This is a genomic window from Stenotrophomonas sp. TWI809, from assembly GCF_039673205.1.
Classification (GTDB): Bacteria; Pseudomonadota; Gammaproteobacteria; order Xanthomonadales; family Xanthomonadaceae; genus Stenotrophomonas.
In genome coordinates, this window is sequence record NZ_JBDJLE010000024.1 from 23,287 (window position 1) to 43,941 (window position 20,655).

General features: G+C 67.4%; 20 protein-coding genes. 7 read left to right on the forward strand and 13 right to left on the reverse strand.

Going from position 1 to position 20,655, the window contains the following annotated elements:
* The first annotated feature begins 37 nt into the window (after window positions 1–37).
* Complete coding sequence (locus ABE472_RS15910; RefSeq protein ID WP_346466601.1) at window positions 38–856, forward strand: calcium-binding protein; 819 nt, start codon at window positions 38–40, stop codon at window positions 854–856.
* Window positions 857–927: 71 nt separating this feature from the next.
* Here ABE472_RS15910 and ABE472_RS15915 read toward each other — a convergent pair whose 3' ends face one another.
* The 4 genes from ABE472_RS15915 to ABE472_RS15930 all read right to left on the reverse strand — a co-directional run bounded on the left by ABE472_RS15915 (window position 928) and on the right by ABE472_RS15930 (window position 5,241).
* Window positions 928–1,926: a bile acid:sodium symporter family protein gene (locus ABE472_RS15915; protein WP_346466602.1), complete on the reverse strand. Its 999-nt coding sequence runs from the start codon at window positions 1,924–1,926 to the stop codon at window positions 928–930.
* Window positions 1,927–1,978: 52 nt separating this feature from the next.
* Entirely contained in the window at window positions 1,979–2,449 is a 471-nt protein-coding gene (locus tag ABE472_RS15920) for a sulfur transferase domain-containing protein (protein ID WP_346466616.1), read from the reverse strand.
* 74 nt (window positions 2,450–2,523) lie between these two features.
* On the reverse strand, window positions 2,524–4,254 hold the full coding sequence (gene dnaG / locus ABE472_RS15925) for a DNA primase (protein ID WP_346464577.1): 1,731 nt from the start codon (window positions 4,252–4,254) through the stop codon (window positions 2,524–2,526).
* 63 nt (window positions 4,255–4,317) lie between these two features.
* On the reverse strand, window positions 4,318–5,241 hold the full coding sequence (locus tag ABE472_RS15930; RefSeq protein WP_313212962.1) for a YihY/virulence factor BrkB family protein: 924 nt from the start codon (window positions 5,239–5,241) through the stop codon (window positions 4,318–4,320).
* Between the two features lie 138 nt (window positions 5,242–5,379).
* Here ABE472_RS15930 and ABE472_RS15935 point away from each other — a divergent pair, with 138 nt between their 5' ends.
* Complete coding sequence (locus ABE472_RS15935) at window positions 5,380–6,315, forward strand: hypothetical protein (RefSeq protein ID WP_313212964.1); 936 nt, start codon at window positions 5,380–5,382, stop codon at window positions 6,313–6,315.
* A gap of 67 nt (window positions 6,316–6,382) precedes the next feature.
* Here ABE472_RS15935 and ABE472_RS15940 read toward each other — a convergent pair whose 3' ends face one another.
* Both ABE472_RS15940 and rpsU read right to left on the reverse strand, forming a co-directional pair.
* Entirely contained in the window at window positions 6,383–6,829 is a 447-nt protein-coding gene (locus ABE472_RS15940; protein ID WP_346466603.1) for a GatB/YqeY domain-containing protein, read from the reverse strand.
* Between the two features lie 136 nt (window positions 6,830–6,965).
* Window positions 6,966–7,181, reverse strand: a complete 216-nt coding sequence (rpsU, locus tag ABE472_RS15945; RefSeq protein WP_002808376.1) for a 30S ribosomal protein S21 — start codon at window positions 7,179–7,181, stop codon at window positions 6,966–6,968.
* A 167-nt stretch (window positions 7,182–7,348) separates the two neighbouring features.
* On the opposite strand from rpsU, the gene tsaD reads away from it, so the two are divergent.
* The 5 genes from tsaD to ABE472_RS15970 all read left to right on the forward strand — a co-directional run bounded on the left by tsaD (window position 7,349) and on the right by ABE472_RS15970 (window position 13,247).
* Complete coding sequence (tsaD, locus tag ABE472_RS15950; protein ID WP_259262101.1) at window positions 7,349–8,374, forward strand: tRNA (adenosine(37)-N6)-threonylcarbamoyltransferase complex transferase subunit TsaD; 1,026 nt, start codon at window positions 7,349–7,351, stop codon at window positions 8,372–8,374.
* An 80-nt stretch (window positions 8,375–8,454) separates the two neighbouring features.
* Window positions 8,455–8,823, forward strand: a complete 369-nt coding sequence (gene folB / locus ABE472_RS15955; protein WP_088434566.1) for a dihydroneopterin aldolase — start codon at window positions 8,455–8,457, stop codon at window positions 8,821–8,823.
* A gap of 26 nt (window positions 8,824–8,849) precedes the next feature.
* The gene (locus ABE472_RS15960; protein ID WP_346466604.1) at window positions 8,850–10,124 is read left to right on the forward strand and encodes a mechanosensitive ion channel domain-containing protein; all 1,275 of its coding nucleotides are present in this window, start codon (window positions 8,850–8,852) and stop codon (window positions 10,122–10,124) included.
* 137 nt (window positions 10,125–10,261) lie between these two features.
* A complete protein-coding gene (locus ABE472_RS15965; protein WP_313220117.1) occupies window positions 10,262–12,436 on the forward strand; it encodes a glycoside hydrolase family 3 N-terminal domain-containing protein in 2,175 nt (724 codons plus the stop codon).
* Window positions 12,437–12,599: 163 nt separating this feature from the next.
* Window positions 12,600–13,247 carry a hypothetical protein gene (locus ABE472_RS15970; RefSeq protein WP_346466605.1) on the forward strand — a complete coding sequence of 216 codons (648 nt, stop codon included), beginning with the start codon at window positions 12,600–12,602 and terminating at the stop codon, window positions 13,245–13,247.
* Window positions 13,248–13,316: 69 nt separating this feature from the next.
* Here the strand turns inward: ABE472_RS15970 and ABE472_RS15975 are convergent, their stop codons facing one another.
* The 7 genes from ABE472_RS15975 to ABE472_RS16005 all read right to left on the reverse strand — a co-directional run bounded on the left by ABE472_RS15975 (window position 13,317) and on the right by ABE472_RS16005 (window position 20,642).
* On the reverse strand, window positions 13,317–14,471 hold the full coding sequence (locus tag ABE472_RS15975; RefSeq protein WP_313220116.1) for a PQQ-dependent sugar dehydrogenase: 1,155 nt from the start codon (window positions 14,469–14,471) through the stop codon (window positions 13,317–13,319).
* Between the two features lie 147 nt (window positions 14,472–14,618).
* Window positions 14,619–14,966 (reverse strand): hypothetical protein, encoded by a 348-nt coding sequence (locus tag ABE472_RS15980; protein ID WP_070471533.1) that lies wholly within the window; start codon window positions 14,964–14,966, stop codon window positions 14,619–14,621.
* 105 nt (window positions 14,967–15,071) lie between these two features.
* Entirely contained in the window at window positions 15,072–16,373 is a 1,302-nt protein-coding gene (locus ABE472_RS15985) for an amino acid permease (RefSeq protein WP_346466606.1), read from the reverse strand.
* Window positions 16,370–17,128, reverse strand: coding sequence for a hypothetical protein (locus ABE472_RS15990; protein WP_346464101.1), 759 nt, complete (start codon window positions 17,126–17,128; stop codon window positions 16,370–16,372). The genes ABE472_RS15985 and ABE472_RS15990 overlap by 4 nt, the downstream gene beginning before the upstream one ends.
* A gap of 18 nt (window positions 17,129–17,146) precedes the next feature.
* Complete coding sequence (locus tag ABE472_RS15995) at window positions 17,147–17,995, reverse strand: MurR/RpiR family transcriptional regulator (protein WP_121042293.1); 849 nt, start codon at window positions 17,993–17,995, stop codon at window positions 17,147–17,149.
* Window positions 17,996–18,179: 184 nt separating this feature from the next.
* Window positions 18,180–19,286, reverse strand: a complete 1,107-nt coding sequence (locus ABE472_RS16000) for a dipeptide epimerase (RefSeq protein WP_313220114.1) — start codon at window positions 19,284–19,286, stop codon at window positions 18,180–18,182.
* Window positions 19,287–20,642: an SH3 domain-containing protein gene (locus ABE472_RS16005; protein ID WP_346466617.1), complete on the reverse strand. Its 1,356-nt coding sequence runs from the start codon at window positions 20,640–20,642 to the stop codon at window positions 19,287–19,289.
* Between the last annotated feature and the right edge of the window lie 13 nt (window positions 20,643–20,655).

Genomic DNA, 20,655 nt, shown 5'->3' on the forward strand with positions numbered 1-20,655 from the left:
GCCGCCATTGCCTCTGTACCGAACAGGGAGTGACGGCATGAAGCGATGGCGCTGGATGGCAGGCGTGGTGATCGGGATGGCGTTGGGTGCGGCGAATGCCGCACCGGCAGCGTCCGCAGAGGACAAGGCCGCGCAGATCATGCGGCAGGCAGGCGCAAGCCAACTCGTGGTCCTGGGCGAACTGCACGGTACGCGTGAGATGCCGCAGCTCGTGCAGGAACTGGTCCAGGCCTATGTCGCACAGGGCACCCCCGTGCACCTTGGGCTGGAACTGCCGGCCACCGAGAACGCCCGGCTGGCCACCTATCTGGCCTCCAACGGTGACGCCGCAGCACGCCAGGCGGTGCGCACCACCTCCTACTGGCGCACCGCCGGTAAGCCGCACGACGGCCGTCGCAATGAAGACACGCTGTCGCTGATCGAGGCGGTGCGGGTCCTGCGCGTGCAGGGCCACGATGTGCAGGTCGTTGGGTTCGACCAGGTGCTGCCGGCGGCACAGGCCGGTACCGGCGCGCGTGATGCGGCGATGGCCGATGCACTGCGCGCGCACCACGCAACGTTGCCTTCCGATGGGCGGCTGCTGGTACTCACCGGGAATGTGCATGCCATGCGCACTCAGCCGGAGGGGCTGCCGTGGCCGCCGATGACCGCCTTGCTGCTCGATCTCCAGCCGTACGCGGTGCGGGTCGATGCGCGCAGCGGCGAGGCGTGGGGCTGCACACAGCATCGGCAATGCGGCGCGCGATCACTGCCGGCATACACCGGGCCTTCGCCGCTGCAGAGAACGGGCTCGGACCAGTCATACGATCTGCAGATCTGGCTACCGCGCTTCAGCGTGGCGCGGTGGGTGGAATAGCCGCTTGCGATTGGGGATGTTCCGCTATGCCGCGTAGGGCGAGGCTCTACGCGGCAGGAGGTCGAGCGCGCTCAACTACCTCCCTCACCCGTCGCCGGCTCCACCGGATCACGCGCATACCGCTGCGCGATCATCGCGCAGACGATCAACTGGATCTGGTGGTAGATCATGATCGGCAGCACGATCGCACCGAGACTGCCGCCGGCGAACAGGACCTTGGCGATCGGCACGCCGGTGGCCAGGCTCTTCTTCGAGCCGCAGAACAGGATGGTGATCTCGTCTTCGCGGTTGAAGCCCAGCCGGCGCGCGATGAAGCGGATCAGCGGCATCGCGATGCCGAGCAGCACGGCTGCCACCACCGCCACGCTGAGCAGCGACAACAGCGGCGTCTTGCTCCACAGCCCCTCACTGACGGCTTCGCCGAAGGCGGAGTAGACCACCAGCAGGATCGTGCCCTGGTCGGTATAGCGCAGCAGCGCGCGCTGCTTCTCTACCCAGCGGGCGATCCACGGGCGCAGCAGATGGCCGGCCACGAACGGCACCAGCAGCTGCAGCATGATGCTGACGATGGCTTGGCCGGGGTTGTGCATGCCGCCTTCGGTGCCGGCCAGCAGGGCCAGCAGCAGCGGGGTCAGGAAGACGCCGAGGATGCTCGACAGCGAGGCGCTGCACACGGCCGCCGGGACGTTGCCACGGGCAATCGAGGTGAACGCGATCGAGGACTGCACAGTGGACGGCAGCGCGCACAGGAACAGCACGCCGATGTACAGCTCGGGCGTGAGCAGCCAGCCATCCAGCGGTTTGAACATCAGGCCCAGCAGCGGGAACATCACGAAGGTGCAGGCCAGGATGGTCAGGTGCAGGCGCCAGTGCAGCAGGCCGGCGACGATCGACTCCCGTGGCAGGCGCGCGCCGTGCAGGAAGAACAGCGCGGCAATGGCGACGTCGGTGACATCGTCGAGCACCATCGCGGCGGCGCCATGCATCGGCAGGAAGGACGCCAGCAGCACGGTGCAGAGCAGGGCGAGGGTGAAGTTGTCCGGTCGCAGGCGCGACCACCAGCGGGTCATGGTGGGCAGGCTCCTGTAGAGCAGGGAAGTAAGCGGGGGAAGAAGAGCAGGGTCAACGCGCGGCGTCCTGCTCCAGCAGGGCACGGGTCGGTGCTTCCAGCGAGGTCATGCCGGCCTCGCGGCCGAACTGCAGGGCCTGGTCCACCGAGGCACCGTCACGCGCCTCCAGCAGTGCCAGCAGCGCACCGGCGCGATTGCCGGAGGCGCAGTGCAGCAGCACCGGGCCCTGGCTCTGTGCCAGCGCGGTACGCAGGGCCTGCGCATTGGCGTCGGTCAGGCCGGCGGCACCGGCGACCGGGATGCGCACATAGCGCAGCCCCAGGCGTTCGGCCGCGGCGGTTTCATCGAAGCCGCGCGCTTCGTCAGGCTGGCGCAGGTCGATCACGGTGGTGATCCCGGCCGCGGCCGCTTGCTGCAGCTCGGCAGCGCTGGGCTGCCCGGCGGTGTACAACTCCGGCCGTGGCTGTGCGAAGGGCAGTTCCGCCGCCCAGGTGGGCAGGCACGGCGCGAACAGCGCGGCCATGACGCCAGCGCGGAGCCAGCGGAGGATCGATGCAGCGGGGTTCGCGAGGTGGGATGCCACGGCGGCTCCGTTGGTCAGAAGCGGAGGGTGCTGCGCGCCTTGAGCAGTTCGCGCAGCTCGTACTTGTCAGTATCGTCCAGACCCTGCTGGCTCTGCTTTGCCTGAAGCTCATCCAGACGTTGCATCAGCAGCTGTTTTTCCAGCTGGGCCACTGCGTCATGCAGTTCCTGGGTCCACATCGCCTCATCACCAGGCAGGGTCTGCGCGGCCAGCTTGTGCAGCGATTCCTGTTCCTCGCGGCCTTCGAAGTGCTCCAGCAGCGCGCCGGTGCTGATGTCCGGGCGCTGCTCGACCAGGGTCAGCAGTTCGGTCAGCAGTTCGATGCCGGGCAGGCGCAGGCCGGTGAAGTGATGGCCTTCCAGGGTCATCGCCAGCGAGGGCTGCTGCAGCAGGATCGCGATGGCCGCGCGCACCAGGCTGCGGCGCTGTGCCGGTGCCACCGCGCGCTGCGGTTGGCGTGAGGGCTGCGCGGACGCACTGGGCTTGGCGCCCAAGCCGGTCAGCGTGGTCAGCTGCTGCTTCATCAGGTCGCCGAAGGCGCCATCGGGAATCTGCGCCAGCATCGGCTTGGCCCGTTCGGCCAGGCGTGCCTTGCCGTCGAGCGTGCCCATGTTGACCTCACGGGTGAGCTCGTCGAAGAAGAACTGCGACAGCGGCGTGGCCTGCTGCAGCCGGGCATCGAAGCCCTCGCGGCCTTCCTTGCGCACGATGGTGTCCGGGTCTTCGCCATCGGGCAGGAACAGGAAGAAGGCCTGGCGGCCGTCCTTCATGCGCGGCAGCACCGACTCCAGCGCGCGCCAGCCGGCGCGACGGCCGGCGGCATCGCCATCGAAGCAGAAGAACACGTCCGGCGCGTTGCGGAACAGCAGCTCGGCGTGGTCCGGCGTGGTCGCCGTGCCCAGGGTCGCCACCGCCTGGGTGACGCCGAACTGGAACAGCGAGACCACGTCCATGTAGCCCTCGACCACGATCAGCCGCTCGATCTTCTGGTTGGCCTGGCGCACCTGCCACAGGCCGTACAGCTCGCGGCCCTTGTGGAACAGCGCGGTCTCGGGCGAGTTGAGGTACTTCGGGCCGTCGTCTTTCTCCATCACCCGGCCGCCGTAAGCGATCACGCGCCCGCGGCGGTCGAAGATCGGGAACATGACCCGATCGCGGAACTTGTCGTAGACGTGGCCGCGGTCGTTCTTGGAAAACAGGCCGGCGCGGTCGAGCAGCTTCATGCGCCGCTCGTCCTTGCCCAGTGCATCCTTCAACGCGCTGTAGCCGTCCGGTGCGTAACCGATGGCGAAGCGCTCGCGGTTCTCCTCATCGACGCCGCGCTGGTCCAGGTAGGCGCGTGCCTTGTCGCTGCCTTTCAGCGCGGTCTGGAAGAAGCGCGTGGCCGCGTCCAGCGCCGAGTACAGATCGCGGCTGTCGTCCTGCTGCTGGGCGGTGCGCGGCTGGGTATCGCGCGGCACTTCCATGCCCACGCGCTTGGCCAGCTCATCGACCGCGTCGAGAAACTCGAGGCGGTCGTAATTCATCAGGAAGCTGATCGCCGTGCCATGCGCGCCGCAGCCGAAGCAGTGATAGAACTGCTTGGTCGGTGAGACCGTGAACGAGGCCGAGCGCTCGTCATGGAAGGGGCAGCGCGCGGCGTATTCCTTGCCCTGGCGCTTCAGCGGCACGCGACTGCCCACCACCTCGACGATGTCGGAGCGGGCCAGCAGGTCGTCGATGAATGCGTCGGGGATACGGGCCATGGGCAGCAGGCGGGGGCATGGCCGGTCACGGCCACGCGCGGAAGCGGGGGTACCGCTAGTCTACTAGCTGCCGGCCGGTTCGCCCGGTTTCGGTGGCTCCACCCCAGCCTCGGCGAGCACGGCATGGGCGCGCAGGCGCTCATCGATCACCGAGGTCATCAGTGCACCGACGAAGAACACCACCGTGGCGTAGTAGATCCACACCAGCGAGATCACCAGGGCGCCCATCGAGCCATACGCGCTGCCCGGTGCGACGGTGGCGATGTACAGGCCGATGCCATAGCGGCCCAGTGCGAACAGGGCCGAGGTGATCGCACCGCCGATGAAGGCCTGGCGCCACGCCACGCGGCGGTCGGGCAGGTAGTGGTAAAGGAAGGCGAAGCCCACGGTGTACAGCGCCAGGCTGGTCAGATAGCCGATCGCCGGCAGCACCGAGGGCAGGTGCGCGAACACGACCTGCAGCATCGTGGTGGCGGTCATCGAGAGGATCAGCAGGAAGCCCAGCGCCAGCACCACGCCGAACGAAAACACCCGCTTGCGCAACCAGGCCACGATGCCATCCAGGCGCTCGCCGCTGGTGTTGAAGATCAGGTTCAGGGCGTTCTGCAGCTGGGCGAACACCGCCGTGGCACCAATGAACAGCAGCAGGGTGCTCCATACGCCGGCCAGCGTGCCGATGTCCGGCTGGTTGTTGGCGTTGCTGAGCACGGTCTCCGCCACCGAGGCGGCGCTGGTGCCGGCCACATCATTGATCTGGCCCAGCAACGCCTGCTGCGCCGGGGGGTACAGCGAGGCGGTCAGCCACAACAGCAGCACCAGCAGCGGCGCCATCGAGAGCAGGGCGTAGAAGGCCAGCGCAGCGGCCTGGGTCATCACGTCCGCATCGATGAAGCGGCGCAGCAGCACGGCGGGGAAGCTCTGCTCCAGCCGCGCCATGTGCTTGCGGATCCTGGAGAGGGAGTGGCTCGGCGGGTGCATGGACGGCATCAGGTCGGAAGCGAGGCCCCCGTTCTAGCAAATCGACGGATTGCACCGGGTGAAGTGGTCCGGTCACGTCAGGATCTTGACGGATATCGCGCTATCCTTTTGCCCGGTTTTCCACCTTCACAGCAGAAAGGACGCTTCATGAAAGGAATGGTCTACACGACGATGGCGCTGTTGGCGGCCGCAGGTCCGGCGATGGCTTCCGGGGCCTGCGACAAGGCTTTCAAGACGGTAGGGGATGCGCGCAACGGTGCGCTGTACATGGCCGATGTCACGGTGCCGGGCCTGAAGGTGCAGAGCGCACTGGACCAGCTGCGCAAGATCGGCGGCGATGACAAGTTCGAAGTCGCGGGGCAGCTGGTGGAGGGCGATACCGGCGACCAGTACCTGATCCAGCGCACAGGGCTGCGCGTCCCGCTGGTCCTGGTGGGCACCGCCGATCGCACCGGTCGCGTCACCCTGGCGACCAAGCTGGCCCGCGGTCAGTCGGTCGAGCCGGCGGCGGCCAAGCAGTCCATGTGCGGAATGCTGGACAAGCTCAAGGCGGGCAGCCAGGGCGACGCGGTCGCCGCCGCGGGGCGCACCCAGTACCCGATGCCGGCCGTCGAGGCGGTGGCAGCGCCGGATCTGTCCAAGATGATGGGCAAGGAAGTGAAAGACACGATGGCGTTGTACCGCAGTGCCGGTGCCTTCAAGGATCTGATGCTGGGGACCAACACGAACAAGGAAGACAAGGGCGATCGCTCGGCCACGTTCCTGCCGCTGTACGCGAAGTACGTGGGGCGGCGCTATCAGATCGACGGCCAGATCTATACGGTCAACTCCAACCGGTATTCGACCAAGCCCGGTGACATCGGCTCGATCAATTACCTGGTCACGCCGACCCGCGGCCTGCTGCGCGTCCGCCAGAACGACACCTTCAACAACAACAACTACACCATCCGCTGTGAATTCGCGTCGGATCAGGCCGCCAACTTCACCATGCTGCGCGAGCGCGACTGGGCCAAGCTGGAAGGCGAGATCAGTTCGATCGAGGAAAGCTCGATGACGCTGCGCAACTGCCGCCAGGCCTCGTAACAACGGACCTGCTGAAACGGAAAAGGCCCGCGAGAGCGGGCCTTTTCACTGCAGCGTGGCGGCGGGATCAGCCGGCCAGCTGCTGCTTGACCAGCTTGGACACCACGCCCATGTCGGCCTGACCGGCCAGGCGCGGCTTGAGCGCACCCATCAGCTTGCCGATGTCGGCCGGGGTGGTCGCGCCGGTTTCGGCGATGGCGGCCTGGATGGCGGCCGCGATCTCGGCCTCGCCCAGCTTGGCCGGCAGGTACTGGTCGATCACCACGATTTCCTCGCGCTCGATCACGGCCAGGTCTTCGCGGTTGGCGGCTTCGAACTGGGTGACCGAGTCCTTGCGCTGCTTGACCATCTTTTCCAGCACGGCGAGCACGGCGGCGTCGTCCAGCTCGATGCGCTCGTCGACTTCGCGCTGCTTGATCGCGGCGTTCATCAGGCGGATCACGCCCAGGCGGTGCTTCTCGCCGGCCTTCATGGCGGCCTTCATGTCATCGGTGAGCTGCTGCTTCAGGCTCATGGGAACACCTCGTGTCGGTGGAAAAGGAAAGCGGGGCGCCGAAGCGCTGGAACGCAAAAAGCCGGTAACGCTCGCGCGTTCCGGCTTCGGCTCCGTCACGACAGGCCAAGGCCTGCCGTATCGAAGTTGCGTCCGATCAGTACAGGCGCTGACGCTTGGTAACGTCGCGCGACGAACGGCGCAGCTGACGCTTCACAGCAGCGGCAGCCTTACGCTTACGCTCCTGGGTCGGCTTTTCATAGAACTCGCGCTTGCGGGTTTCGGCCAGCACGCCGGCCTTTTCGCAGGTGCGCTTGAAGCGACGGAGCGCAAACTCGAAGGGCTCGTTCTCGCGGACTTTAACGCTGGGCATGGAATCTCCGGGACACAGTAGAACCGGGTCACGCCCGGTGAGAGCCGCACATTATAGCGGCGAGAAAAGAAGTTGCAACCCACCCCGGCGAACTTCTTGGCCACGGGTGATGCAGAGACAGGCCAGCGTACGTCTGCCGGGGCCTGAAGAGGTCCATAATACCCGTTATGCGAGTCCTTGGTATCGAATCTTCCTGCGATGAGACCGGCGTGGCGGTGTATGACACCTCCCTGTCCGGGATCGACGCCCTGCGCGCCCATGCGGTCTACAGCCAGATCGCCCTCCACGCTGAATACGGCGGGGTGGTGCCCGAGCTGGCCAGCCGTGACCACGTGCGCAAACTGCTGCCGCTGATCCGGCAGACCCTGGCCGAGGCCGACATGACCGTGGCCGACATCGACGGGGTGGCCTATACGGCCGGCCCCGGGCTGGTTGGCGCGCTGCTGGTGGGGGCGGGCGTGGCCCGTTCGCTGGCCTGGGCGCTGGAGGTGCCGGCGGTCGGTGTACATCATATGGAAGGCCACTTGCTGGCCCCGCTGATGGAAGACGACCCGCCGCAGGCGCCCTTCGTGGCCCTGCTGGTGTCCGGTGGGCATACCCAGCTGGTCGCCGTGGACCGGATCGGCCAGTACCGCCTGCTCGGCGAGACCCTGGACGACGCCGCCGGCGAGGCCTTCGACAAGACCGCCAAGCTGATGGGCCTGCCGTACCCCGGTGGCCCACAGCTGGCCGCCCTGGCCGAGCGCGGCACGCCGGGCCGGTTCAAGTTCACCCGCCCGATGACCGATCGCCCCGGGCTGGATTTCAGCTTCTCCGGGTTGAAGACCCAGGTCCTGCTGGCCTGGCGCGACAGCGATCAGAGCGAGCAGACCCGCGCCGACATCGCGCGCGGCTTTGAAGATGCCGTGGTCGACACCCTGGCGATCAAGTGCGAACGCGCGCTGGATGCGGCGGGCACCGATGTGATCGTGGTGGCCGGCGGGGTAGGGGCCAACAAGCGCCTGCGCGCCAAGCTGCAGCAGATGGCCGCCCGCCGCGGTGGCCGCGCCTGCTTCCCGCGCCCGGCGCTGTGCACCGACAACGGCGCGATGATCGCCTTCGCCGGCGCGCTGCGTCTGGAAGCGGGCCAGCACACTCCGCCCCAGGTGCAGGTGACGCCGCGCTGGGACATGGCGACGCTGCCGGCGGTGTAGGGCGCGCCCACTCACCCCGGTTCCCGGCACATTCCGGACAGCCCCGTTACCATGGTCGCCATCTTCCACGTGGCATGGCTATGGACAAGGTATTCATCGAAGGGCTCGAGATCGATGCCCTGATCGGGATCTACGATTGGGAACGGCGGATCCGCCAGACCCTGCGTTTCGATCTGGAAATGGGCTTCGACAACCGCCGCCCGGCGGCCAGCGACGACATCGCCGATACCCTCAATTACAAAGCCGTGAGCAAGCGCATCGAGCAGTTCGTGCGTGACTCGGATTACGGCCTGGTCGAAACCCTGGCCGAGCGCATCGCCGAGATCGTGCTGCGTGAATTCAACGTGCAATGGCTGCGCCTGAAGCTCAGCAAGCCCGGCGCGGTACGCGGCGCGCGCGCGGTCGGCGTGATCATCGAGCGCAGCGCGCAGGACCTGGCAACGCCCTGATACCCCTGATAGGAGAGCGATACACGATGTTGGATGCGGTAGTGGCAACCCGATGGCTGGACAGTGTCCAGCGGACCCTCGAGCCCTGGCCCTGGGCCTACACCCTGCTGGTGCTGGCAGCGCTGGCCCTGGCGGCCTGGCTGGCCAACTTCGTCACCAAGAAGATCCTGCTGCGCGGCCTGCGCAAGCTGGTCAACCGCTTGCCTGGCCACAGCGCGGGCAATGAAGGCGGCAACAACCTGCGGGTGATCTCGCGGCTGTCCAACGTGGTGCCGAGCATGGTCATCGCCGCCGGCATCCGGATCGTGCCGGACCTCCCGCCGGAGCTGGTGGAGTTCGTGATCGGGGCGTGCCGGGCGTGGGCGGTGCTGACCGTGGCGCTGGCCGTCTCGCATGCGCTGGACGCCGCCAACGATCTGTACGAGCGCCGCCCGGATGCGCGCAACAAGCCGATCAAGGGTTACCTGCAGGTCGTGAAGATCGTTGTCTTCGTGATCGCCGGCCTGTCGATCGTGGCGACCCTGCTGGGGGTGAAGCTCGGCCCGCTGGTCACCGGCCTCGGCGCAGCCACCGCGGTACTCATGCTGATCTTCCAGGACACGATCCTGTCGCTGGTGGCCAGCGTGCAGATCAGCGGCGATGGCCGGGTGCGGCTGGGCGACTGGATCGAGATGCCCAGCCAGAACGCCGATGGCGACGTGATCGACATCGCTCTGCACACCATCACCGTGCAGAACTTCGACAAGACCATCACCACCATCCCGACCAAGAAGCTGGTGACCGAGTCGTTCAAGAACTGGCGCGGCATGCAGGAAGCGGGCGGGCGCCGGATCAAGCGCTCGTTGTATCTGGACCAGCACAGCGTCGGCTTCGTCGATGCGCCGATACTGGCCGAGCTGGAGCAGTTCGCGGTGCTGGGCGATTACCTGCGCGGCAAGCAGGCCGAGCTGCAGCAGTACAACGCCGAACTCCAGGCCAAGGGCGTGGCGGCCGTCAATGCGCGCCGGGTCACCAACCTGGGTACCTTCCGGGCCTACGTGGAGCGCTACCTGCAGCACCATCCGGGCATCCATACGGAGATGACCCTGCTGGTACGGCAGCTGCAGCCCACGACCCAGGGCCTGCCGCTGGAGATCTACTGCTTCACGCGCAGCACGGCGTGGGGTGAGTACGAGGGGGTGCAGTCGGACGTGTTCGATCATCTGCTGGCGATCCTTCCGGCCTTCGGGCTGCGGGTTTTCCAGGAATCCAGCGACGCCATGTTGATGGCGGGGCAGCAGCGCCTGGCCGCCGCGGAGTAAGCTCCTGTGCCTCCGTCGCCGCCTGCGCGGCGGCGGGGGTCTCCCTCCGGGGAAGAAAAATGAACGCAAAAGTCATTCACAACGGCTTCGGGAACGCTAGAATCCCGGGCTTGTAAACGTTTTCATAAGGACAGCCGGTGGCCGCCGATCGTATCGAAACCCTCATTGCCCAGATGACCGTCGAAGAAAAAGTCGGCCAGCTGGGTGTGTTCGCCGACATGGTCCGCCCGTTCGCGCCGGATGTGAATCCGGAAGCCAACGTCAGCAACGCCGACCAGGTGCTGCAGCAGGTGCGCGAGGGCAAGGTGGGCTCGCTGTTCAATGGCGTCGGCGTGGAAGCCGGCCGCCGCATCCAGCAGGTCGCGCTGGAAGAAAGCCGCCTGAAGATCCCGGTGATCCTGGCTGCGGACGTGATCCATGGCATGCGCACCGTGTTTCCGATCCCGCTGGGCGAGGCCGCGAGCTTCGAGCCGGACCTGGCCGAGCGCACCGCCCGTGCCACCGCGGTGGAAGCCACCGCTGCCGGCCTGCACTGGACCTATGCACCGGCCGTGGATATCGCCCGCGACCAGCGCTGGGGCCGGGGTGCCGAGGGCGCCGGTGAAGACGTGGTGCTGGGCTGTGCGTTCGCCGCCGCCCGTGTGCGCGGCTTCCAGGGCCCGGACCTGCGTGCCGACGATGCCCTGCTGGCCACCCCGAAGCATTTCGCCGCCTACGGCGCGGTGATGGCCGGCATGGAATACAACATGGTCGACATCTCCCCGCAGACCCTGCGCGACGTCCACCTGCCGCCGTTCAAGGCCGCCTTCGAAGCCGGCGCCCTGACCGTGATGTCCTCCTTCAACGACATCAACGGCGTGCCGGCCAGCGCCAACGCCGAGCTGCTGACCGACATCCTGCGCGGGGAGTGGAACTTCCCGGGCGTGGTGATCTCCGATTACACCGCCGACATGGAGCTGGTCGCGCACGGCTACGCTGCCGATGACCGCGACGCGACCGCCAAGGCCTTCACCGCCGGCCTGGACCTGAGCATGCAGAGCGGCTTCTACGCCGAGCACCTGCCGGGCCTGATCGAGAGCGGCGAAGTGCCGATGGCCACGCTGGACGAATCGGTGCGCCGCATCCTGCGCCTGAAGGAGGCGATCGGGCTGTTCGACGATCCGTACCGCTCGCTGGATCTGGCGCGTGAAGCGGACACCTCGCACATCGCCGCGCATGACGAACTCTCGCGCGATGCCGCGCGCCGCTCGATCGTGCTGCTGAAGAATGCGGAGTCGGTGCTGCCGCTGAAGAAGGCCGGGCAGAAGATCGCGCTGATCGGGCCGTTCGTGCAGGACCGCGAGAACATCGAAGGCTGCTGGACGCTGTTCGGCGACAAGTCGCGCTACGTCACCCTGGAAGCCGGCGTCCGCGCGGCGATCAGCGATGAAGCGCTGCTGGAGATCGTGCCGGGCTGCGATCTGGAAGCGGCCGTGCAGGATGGCATCGAACAGGCCGTGGCCGCCGCGCTGCGTGCCGACGTGGTGGTGCTCGCCCTGGGCGAACCGCAGCGGTACAGCGGTGAAGCACAGTCGCGCGTGGAGATCACCCTGCCGCCCGCGCAGCAGGCATTGGCTGAAGCGGTGGCGATGACCGGCAAGCCGCTGGTGGTGCTGCTGCGCAACGGTCGCGCGCTGGCCCTGCAGGGCGCCGTGCGCAATGCGCATGCCGTGGCGATCACCTGGTACCTCGGCACCCAGACCGGGCACGCCGTGGCCGATGTCCTGTTCGGTGACTACAACCCGTCCGGCCGCCTGCCGGTCAGCTTCCCGCAGGTCTCCGGCCAGCAGCCGTACTTCTACAACCACGCGCGTACCGGTCGCCCGGAACTGCCGACCATGTCCGAGTTCAAGGCACGTTGGCGCGAGATTCCGAACGAGCCGGCGTACGCCTTCGGCCACGGCATCGGCTACACCACGTTCGCCTATGGCGTGCCGCAGCTGAGCAGCGCGCAGCTGGGCTGGGACGACACCCTGACCATCACCACGACGCTGACCAATACCGGTGCGGTGGCGGGTGAGGAAGTGGTGCAGCTGTACATCCACGATCGTGTGGCCAGCCGCGTGCGGCCGGTGCGCGAGCTGAAGGGCTTCGACAAGATCGCCCTGCAGCCGGGTGAGAGCACCGAGGTGCAGTTCACGCTGGACCGCCATGCGCTGGGCTTCACCGGTCGCGATGGCGTGTTCCGCGCCGAGCCGGGTCAGTTCGAGCTGTGGGTGTGCGCATCGTCGATCAGCGGCGAGCCGGTGATCTTCGAGCTGCTGGCTGCCTGAGGCGGCATCGCCTCACCAGTAGTGGCCGCCCCGGGGCGGCCCCCCGGAAACAAGATGGCAAACCGCGGCGCCCGCCCCCCCCCCCCACTACCGTGGATCCATCATCGGCGGCTGACGTTTCGGCGGGTACGCTGGCTCTCTCGTGAAACCGATGGAGCCACCCATGCGCCTGTCCCGTACCCCGTTGCTGTTGGCCTTGGCCAGCCCGTTGTGGTTGGCCGCCTGCAGTCCGTCGGCGCCGCCGCCGGCCGATACCGCTGCCGCGGACCCTGCCCAGGGCCCGGCCACCGCCATTCCTGAAGGCCGCCCGACGCCAGGTGACACCGTGCCGTCCTCGGGCCTGTCGCCGGATGCGGTCACTGCCGGCAGCCCCGCGCCAGATGCCGCTGCGCCTGCTGCGGGCGGTGCCACGACACCTGCCACGGAACCCACCGCGCCGACCAGCGCTGGCACCAGCGACGTCCGTCAGCGCATCGACCAGGTCCTCGGCGACGCTGCCCAGTACGAAGCGGTCTTCAATGCCTTCCAGAAAGCCGTCAATGGCGGCGATCGCGCGGCCGTGGTCGAGGAGGTCCGCTTCCCGTTGAACATCGCCAACGGGGCCAAGATCACCGGCCCCGGCGAGTTCCAGCGCAACTACGAGCGCATCCTGACCCCGGCCGTGCGCAAGGCGATCGCGGCGCAGAAATTCGACGACGTCATGGTCAACCAGCAGGGCGTGATGATCGGCGACGGCCAGGTCTGGCTCAACGGCACGTGCCTGGACGCGGCCTGCAGCCGCACCGAGGTCAAGGTCGTGACCATCCAGTAAGCCGATGTAGCGCCAGAGCGCGCGTGAGTTGTGCAGGCTGCCGGCGATGCGCCGGCAGCCTGCCAGGGCTCAGGCCTTCGGCGTGAGCTTGAGCAGCTTGCCGTTGCTGCCGTCTTCCAGCAGCCAGATGGCGCCATCCGGACCCTGTTCGATCTCGCGGATGCGCTCGCCCATGTCGAAGCGCTCGGCCTCGCGGGCGGTGTCGCCGTCGAAGGCCACGCGGACCAGCGCCTTGGACGACAGGCCGCCGATGAAGCCGCTGCCCTTCCACGCCGGGAACTGCGTCCCGTTGTAGATGATGAAACCGGCCGGGGAGATCACCGGGGTCCAGGTCACCTTGGGGGCAGCGAACTCCGGACGGGTGTCATGGTCGGGGATGTCGCGGCCGTCGTAGTGGCTGCCGTTGGAGACGATCGGGTAGCCGTAGTTGGCACCGCGTTCGATCAGGTTCAACTCGTCACCGCCGGCCGGGCCCATTTCATGCACCCACAGCTTGCCGCGCGCATCGAAGGCGATACCCAGTGCATTGCGATGGCCCAGCGACCACACCTGCGCGGCAACGCCGCCCTGCGAGGCGAACGGATTGTCGGCCGGCACGCTGCCGTCGTCGTTGAGGCGGATCAGCTTGCCGAGGTTGCCGCTCATCTCCTGGGCCGGATCGAACTTCTGGCGCTCGCTGGAGGTGATCCACAGTTTGCCGTCCGGACCGAAGGCGAGACGGTGGCCGTAGTGGCCCTTGCCGCTGACTTTCGGTGTCTGGCGCCAGATCACCTTGAGGTCTTCCAGCGTGCCGCTGCCATCGGCGGCCAGTGCCAGGCGCGCGCGCGCCACCGCAGCACCGCGGGTATCGCCGTCGCCTTCCTCGGCGTAGCTGAGATAGATCAGCTGGTTCTTCGCGAAGTCAGGATGCGGCAGCACGTCACCGAAGCCCCCCTGGCCGCCGTAGGCCACCTCGGGCACACCGGTGATGGTCGCGGTCTTGCGGGTCTGCACGTTGAAGTGCTTCAGCGCGCCTTTCTTCTCGGTGACCAGCAGGCTGCCGTCGGGCAGGAAGCTCATCGCCCATGGCTCGTCGAAGCGGGCGAACTCGGTGGCCGCGAACGGCCACTGGGCCTTCTTGAGCACGGGCGCGCTGGGGCTGGCCGTGTCTGCCGCGACGCAGGCGGTGGTGAACAGGGCGGGGGTGAGGCTGATAGCGAGGGTGAGCAACAGCTTGCGGGTCATGGAAGTCTCCGTCGGGGAGGCGATGGCCAGCCCCTGTTGTACACCATGGCCATCAACGTCGCGTGGACCAAAGGTCCTGCGGACATGACAACGGCGACCCGAAGGCCGCCGCTGTCGTTTGCGCTGTCGCCGTGAGGGCAGGCGCGATCAGGTACCGCGCGGCACGCCTTTGTCCAGGTGTGCCTGGCGCAGCGCGGTGGATTCATCCCAGCCGCGGCGCACCGCATTGCGGGCCTGTTCCCAGCTCAGCTTGCTCTGGCCGTGTTCCTGCGCCCAGCGGGTCTGCAGCTCGGCCTCCACTTCTTCATACGCGCGGATCATGTCGTCGGCACGGGTGCGATGACCGAGCTGATACGCGGGCTCGTAATCATCGAAGAACTGGTTGTTGTCGTAGTACGGTTCGCTCGGGAAGCGCTCACGCCAATAGTCCGATACGGCCTGGCGCGGGACACCGTCTTCCGGCACCCGGCCGGGGATCTGATAGTCAGTGCTCATGTGTTGGCTCCGGTTGGGTGAAGCTTCACCGTACCCAAAGCCGGGTTAACGTCATGGACCCGCGAGGTGAATGACACATCAAGCGCCATTCACCTGCGCATCGGCTCAGCCCGGGTGATCGCGGCGCGGGAATTTGTAGATCACCGCACCCACGGCAAACGCGATGCCTGCCGCGGCGATGTTCTGCCAGCTCGCACTGGCGAACAGGGCCAGGCACAGCACCAGCGCGAGGATCGGAATCAGCGGGCCACCCGGCAGTTTCAGCGCACCCGGGCGATCACGGAAACGACGCGCCAGCACCAGCACCGCGGCGGCCGTGCCGATGTAGGCGAACAGGCGCGTGGTCATCGACAGCAGTGCCAGCTGCACGAACGAACCGGACAACGCCAGCGCCAGCGCGATCAGGCCCTGCGCGATGATCGCCGCCGCCGGGGTGCGGAAGCGCGGGTGCACCTGGGCCAGGATCTTCGGCCCGTAGCCATCGCGCGCCAACGCGAACAGGAAGCGCGGCCCCATCATCATCGTGTTGCTGTTGGTGCCGAGGATGGAGATCGTCGCGCCGACGGTCAGGATCAAGGCGAGCGTCAGACCACCGAAGCTGGCGGCGGCATCGGCCAGCGGCGTCGGCGAGCTGGCCAATCCGGCCAGCGTGCCCTGCGCGATGAACTGCACCGCGCCATAGATCACGGTGACGGTGATGATCATGGTGATCAACGCGAACGGAATATCGCGGCGCGGGTTCTTGTACTCGCCGGCGGCGGCCGGGATGTTCTCGAAGCCGGCGTAGGCATACAGCAGCAGGAGTGCGGCTTCGCCCATGCGCTGCAGATCGTGCGGGTCCGGGCGCACGCCGGAGAAGGCCAGATCGGTATCGACGTAGAACACGCCGATCGCCACGAACAGCAGCAGCGGCAGCAGCTTGCCGATCACCAGGATCACCCCGGTGCGCGCCGCCGAGCGCACGCCGGCCACGTTCACCGCGGTGAGGAAACCGAGCGAGACCACGATGATCGCGACGCGGCCGATGTCATGCCCGGCCCAGGGCCAGAAGCGCGCCACCGCATCGGCCAGTGCATTGCTGAGCGCCGCCGCGGAGCTGATCCGGGTCAGCCAGATCATCCAGCCGATCTCGAACCCGGCAAACCGGCCGAACGCCTCACGCGCATACAGATAGCTGCCGCCGGGCTCGTCGAAGTAGCTGGCCGCCTGCGCGTAGCAGAGCACCAGCAGCGCGACCACGATGCCGGCGGCGACCACGCCCCACAGACTGAAGGGACCGAGCAGGGCAACGGTGGCGGCCGGCAGCAGGTAGATGCCACTGCCGATCACATCGTTGATCGAGAGCCCCACGATCTGCCAGCGGCTGACCGCGCGTTCGAGCTGCGGATCCGGCGGTGCGGTACTCACGGTACGCTCCCCGCCAGCACGGGCAGCTGCCACTCGGCCTGCAGGCGCTGGTACTCCGCGCGCGGCAACAGCACGAAGCGCGGCCGCGCGCTGGCCTGCAACCAGGCCAGCAGCGTGGTCATCGGTGCGGGCGCCATCGCGGTGCAGCCGGCGGTGGCCTCACCGGGCGCGCGCCACAGGTGGGCGAAGATGCAGCTGCCACGCCCGGGCGTGGCCTTGGGGTTGTGCTCGATGACGAAGCCCTCGCGGTAGCGCACGTCGCCCTTGTTGTGCAGGTCCAGCCGCATCGGCTCGGTCGAGCCTTCCACTGCCTCGGCCCCGACCACCTCGGCATCGACGATGCGGTTGTAATACGGCGAATCCGGCACATCCATGCAGTAGCTGGTGTCGCGCATCGGCTGGTAGGGCAGGCCGCTGGTGACGCCGGGAGCATAGCCGAAGGCCGGCCCGATCGCAAAGATACCGGCCGGGCTGCGCCCGTCGCCTTCCTGCTTCTGCGGCGTTCCGGCCTGGGCCGGATGCAGACCTTCGCCCCAGGCGCTGCCGCTGCGGCCCACGGCGACATCGACGGCGGCGCCGTGCGGCTGCCAGCCCTGCGCAGTGCGCTCAAAGGCCTGGAGATTGCCCTGGGTGGCGTCCCAGCCTTCGGTGGTGACCACGACCAGCTGCGTGCTGCCGTCCAGTGGGGTGGCCAAGACGGGAGCGGTGGCGAGCAGCAGCACCGCGGCGGTGACGGAACGGAACAGCGACATCATCGTGGCGGACTCCAGGGATCAGCTGTCGATCAGGTGTTCGATCCGTTCCAGGTTCACCCCGAGCTGGCGGTGGCGGTCCGGGTTGGCGTGGCACAGCAGGACGAAGACAACATCCAGCAGGGACTGCAATGAGGAACGGTACAGCAGTTGTGCCACGTGCGGCGCCGGGTCGTGGGCGCACAGCACCAGGCTGGCATCGGCGTGCGCGCGCAGCGGGTTGGCGCTGTGGCGGGTGATCGAGACCACCTTGCCGCCCATGTCCTGGAACTGGCGCGACAGCTGGAACAACTGCGGCAGCTTGCCGAATTCGGAGAACACCAGCATCGCATCTCCGGGCCGCGCGGCCGAGAGGTTGGCCATCATCAGGATCGGGTCGGCGTGGTGCACGGTGAGCATGCCGAGCAGCGACAGCCGCATGGCGAACTCGCGCGCGTACAGGCCGTCATCGCCCAACCCGTAGACGAATACCTTGGGCGCCCCATCGATCAGCTGCACGATGGCTTCGATGTCGGCTTGGGGATTGGCCAGCCAGGTCTCTTCTTCGGCCGCGGCTTTGCTTGCGCGCAGGCGCTCGGCGATCTGGGTGAAACCGTCGGCCGCCTCGGGCGCCGGTGGCCGGCTGTGCGGGTCGTTGCCGGCGCGCGCGACGGCCTCGCCGATGGAGTACTTGAGATCGGGGTAGCCCTTGAAGCCCAGCTTCTGGCTGAACTTGACCACGCTGGACTGGCTGATCCCCAATGCACTGGCCAACTGCTGGGAGGAGTAATCGCGCAGGAGGTGGGCGTTGTCGAGGATGAAGTCGGCGATGCGACGTTCGATCGCCGACATGTGGTCACGCTCGGAGCGGATTTTCACCAGAGGGGGCATGGGTGGGGCATCAGGTCCGGAAAGGAGAGAATACGCAAAGCACCGGGTAGAGCCGACCGTTGGTCGGCTGCGCAAGGCGGAATCGCGCGAAGTAGAGCCGACCGTTGGTCGGCTACGCACGCCGGAATCGCGCGAACAGCAGCCACCCATGGGGTGGCTCTACCCGCAGGTGGTGCAGGCAGTGTCACCACCGCCGCGGCGTGATCATCTCCAGCCCACGTACCTCGGTGATGCCCAGCCCGGGCGCATCGCTGATGGTGATTTCCGATTCGTTGAAGTTGACCCCACCGGTGACCGGGTTGAACTGGCCCAGTGACGGCCCGTCCAGATCCACCTTGGTGATGATGTCGCTCTTGGCGACGGCCAGGTGCACGGCGGCGGCCACGGAGATGCTCGATTCGATCATGCAGCCGATCATGCACGGCACGCCGTAGATCGCGGCGATGTCGGCGATGCGGATCGCGTTGGACAACCCGCCGGTCTTCATCAGCTTGATGTTGATGATGTCGGCGGCGCGCTGCTGGATCAGGTCGAATACCTGGCCGGGGTTGAACACGCTTTCATCGGCCATGACCGGGGTGTTGACGCGGTCGGTGACGTATTTCAGGCCACTGATGTCGGCGGCCTTGACCGGCTGCTCGAGCAGTTCCAGCACCACGCCGGCTTCTTCCAGCGCGCGCATCGCGTGCACGGCCTGCTTGGCGGTCCAGCCCTGGTTGGCATCCAGACGCAGCAGGGCGCGGCCCTGCACCGCGGCGTGGATCGCCTTGACCCGCTCGATGTCCAGGCCGATGTCCTTGCCGACCTTGATCTTCAGCGATTCGAACCCGCGTTCGATCGCCGAGAGCGAGTCGGCCACCATCTTGTCGATGTAGTCCACGCTGATGGTGATGTCGGTGGTGATCACCGGATCGCCACCGCCGAGCATGCGGTACAGCGGTGCGTTGTGCAGCTGGGCCCACAGATCGTAGACCGCGATCTCCACCGCCGCCTTGGCGCTGGTGTTGCGCTCCATCGAGGTCTGGATCAGCCCGCAGAGCCGGTTGAGGTTGGCCACGTCCTCGCCGATCAGGCGTGGTTTGATGAAGCTGTCGATGGCCTCGATGATCGAGCCGTGGGTGTCCCCCGTGATCACCGCGGTGGCCGGCGCTTCACCGTAGCCGGTGTGGCCGCTGTCGGTGCGGACCAGCACCACCACGTCTTCGACGGTGTCCACGGTGCGCAGCGCGGTCTTGAACGGGGTCTTCAGCGGCACGCGCAGCATGCCGAGTTCGATGTCGGTGATCTTCATTCAGGGGGTCTGTGGCCGAAGGCGCTGGATGTTGGTGATGCGGTCGATGTAGCTCACGGTATCGCTGGCCATCATCGGCTCCAGTGGAGTGACCGACACGCCGTTGAGATGGGCCTGCACGCGCTTGCCGTCCGCGCCGATCCAGCCGCCGCCGGCGGTGTCATGGATCAGCCAGGTACGGCCGTCGATGTGGCCGATCGCCATCATCACGTGCCCGGGGATGTAGACCAGATCGCCGACCTGCAGTGCTTTTACGGCGGCATCGCGCGTGGGGGTGCCGTCCTTCGCGGTGAAGGCGATGCGGTCCAGCGCGGGGCTGATCGCCTGCGCGCTGGTGTTGCGTGGCATCAGCACGCCGACACTGCGGTAGATCTCCGAGACGAAGCCGCTGCAGTCGCGGGTGTCGTAATCGTGGCCCCAGCCGTAGCGTTCGCCGAGGAACTTGAAGGCCTGGGTCAGCAACGTGCGCGGGGTCAGCGGCAGGTAGTCGTCCGCGGTGTCCTGCGAACGCGGCAGCAATGCCGGGATCAGCGCCAGGCGGCCCTCGGCATCGCGCACCGGCAGCTGCACCACATGCGCGGCGTGGGCCTGTTGGCCATTGACGGTCTTCTCCAGCGGCCAGTCGGCGATCACCGGCAGGCGCACGCCCATGTCCAGTTGGAGCCGCGACACGCGCGGTTCCTCGGGGGTGTAGGCGGTGAACGCCGTGGCGCCGGTGACCACGCGGTAAGGACCGTGCTGACCGTAGCCGAGCACGGTGTCCGCGTCACCGATACCCACGAAGCGCTTCTCGATCCACGCCGAATAACGTTCGCTGGTAATGAACAGCCAGCGCCCGTCGGCGCTTTCATGCAGCACCGCGACGGCGTCGCCGGGGAACAGCGCCGACTCCTGGAAGCGGTCGATGTCGGTGTCGCCTTGGCTGCTGAACACCCGCAGCGCGGTCGGGAACGCCCGCAGCGCGGCACGATGGGTGACCAGGCCGTACTGGAGGGGGCGCTGCGCCGGTATCGCCTCCAGCGCGAGATTGGCCAAGGTGTCAGTGCGCTGCCGGTCGCTGATGGTCTTGCCGTCCTGGCCATACAGCGTGCGCTCCGGCCATTTGGACAGCGACTGGATGCTGCCCAGCACGTGAGCGCGGGGCAGCTGCGCCGGCAGCGCGCGCAGGTCATGGATCGAGGCATCCTCGGCCCGCATCCGGGCGTTCTGCGCTGCGATACCGGCGCGATCGAGGATCACGCGGTCCGGATCGGGCAGGCGATCGGCCCAGAAGCCGGGGCTGAGGTAGGCCTCGCGCAGCGCGATGACCCCGCCGAAATCAGCGCTGGGCGCGGCACGCGGCGCCTCGGCCCACACTGGCGCGACGCTG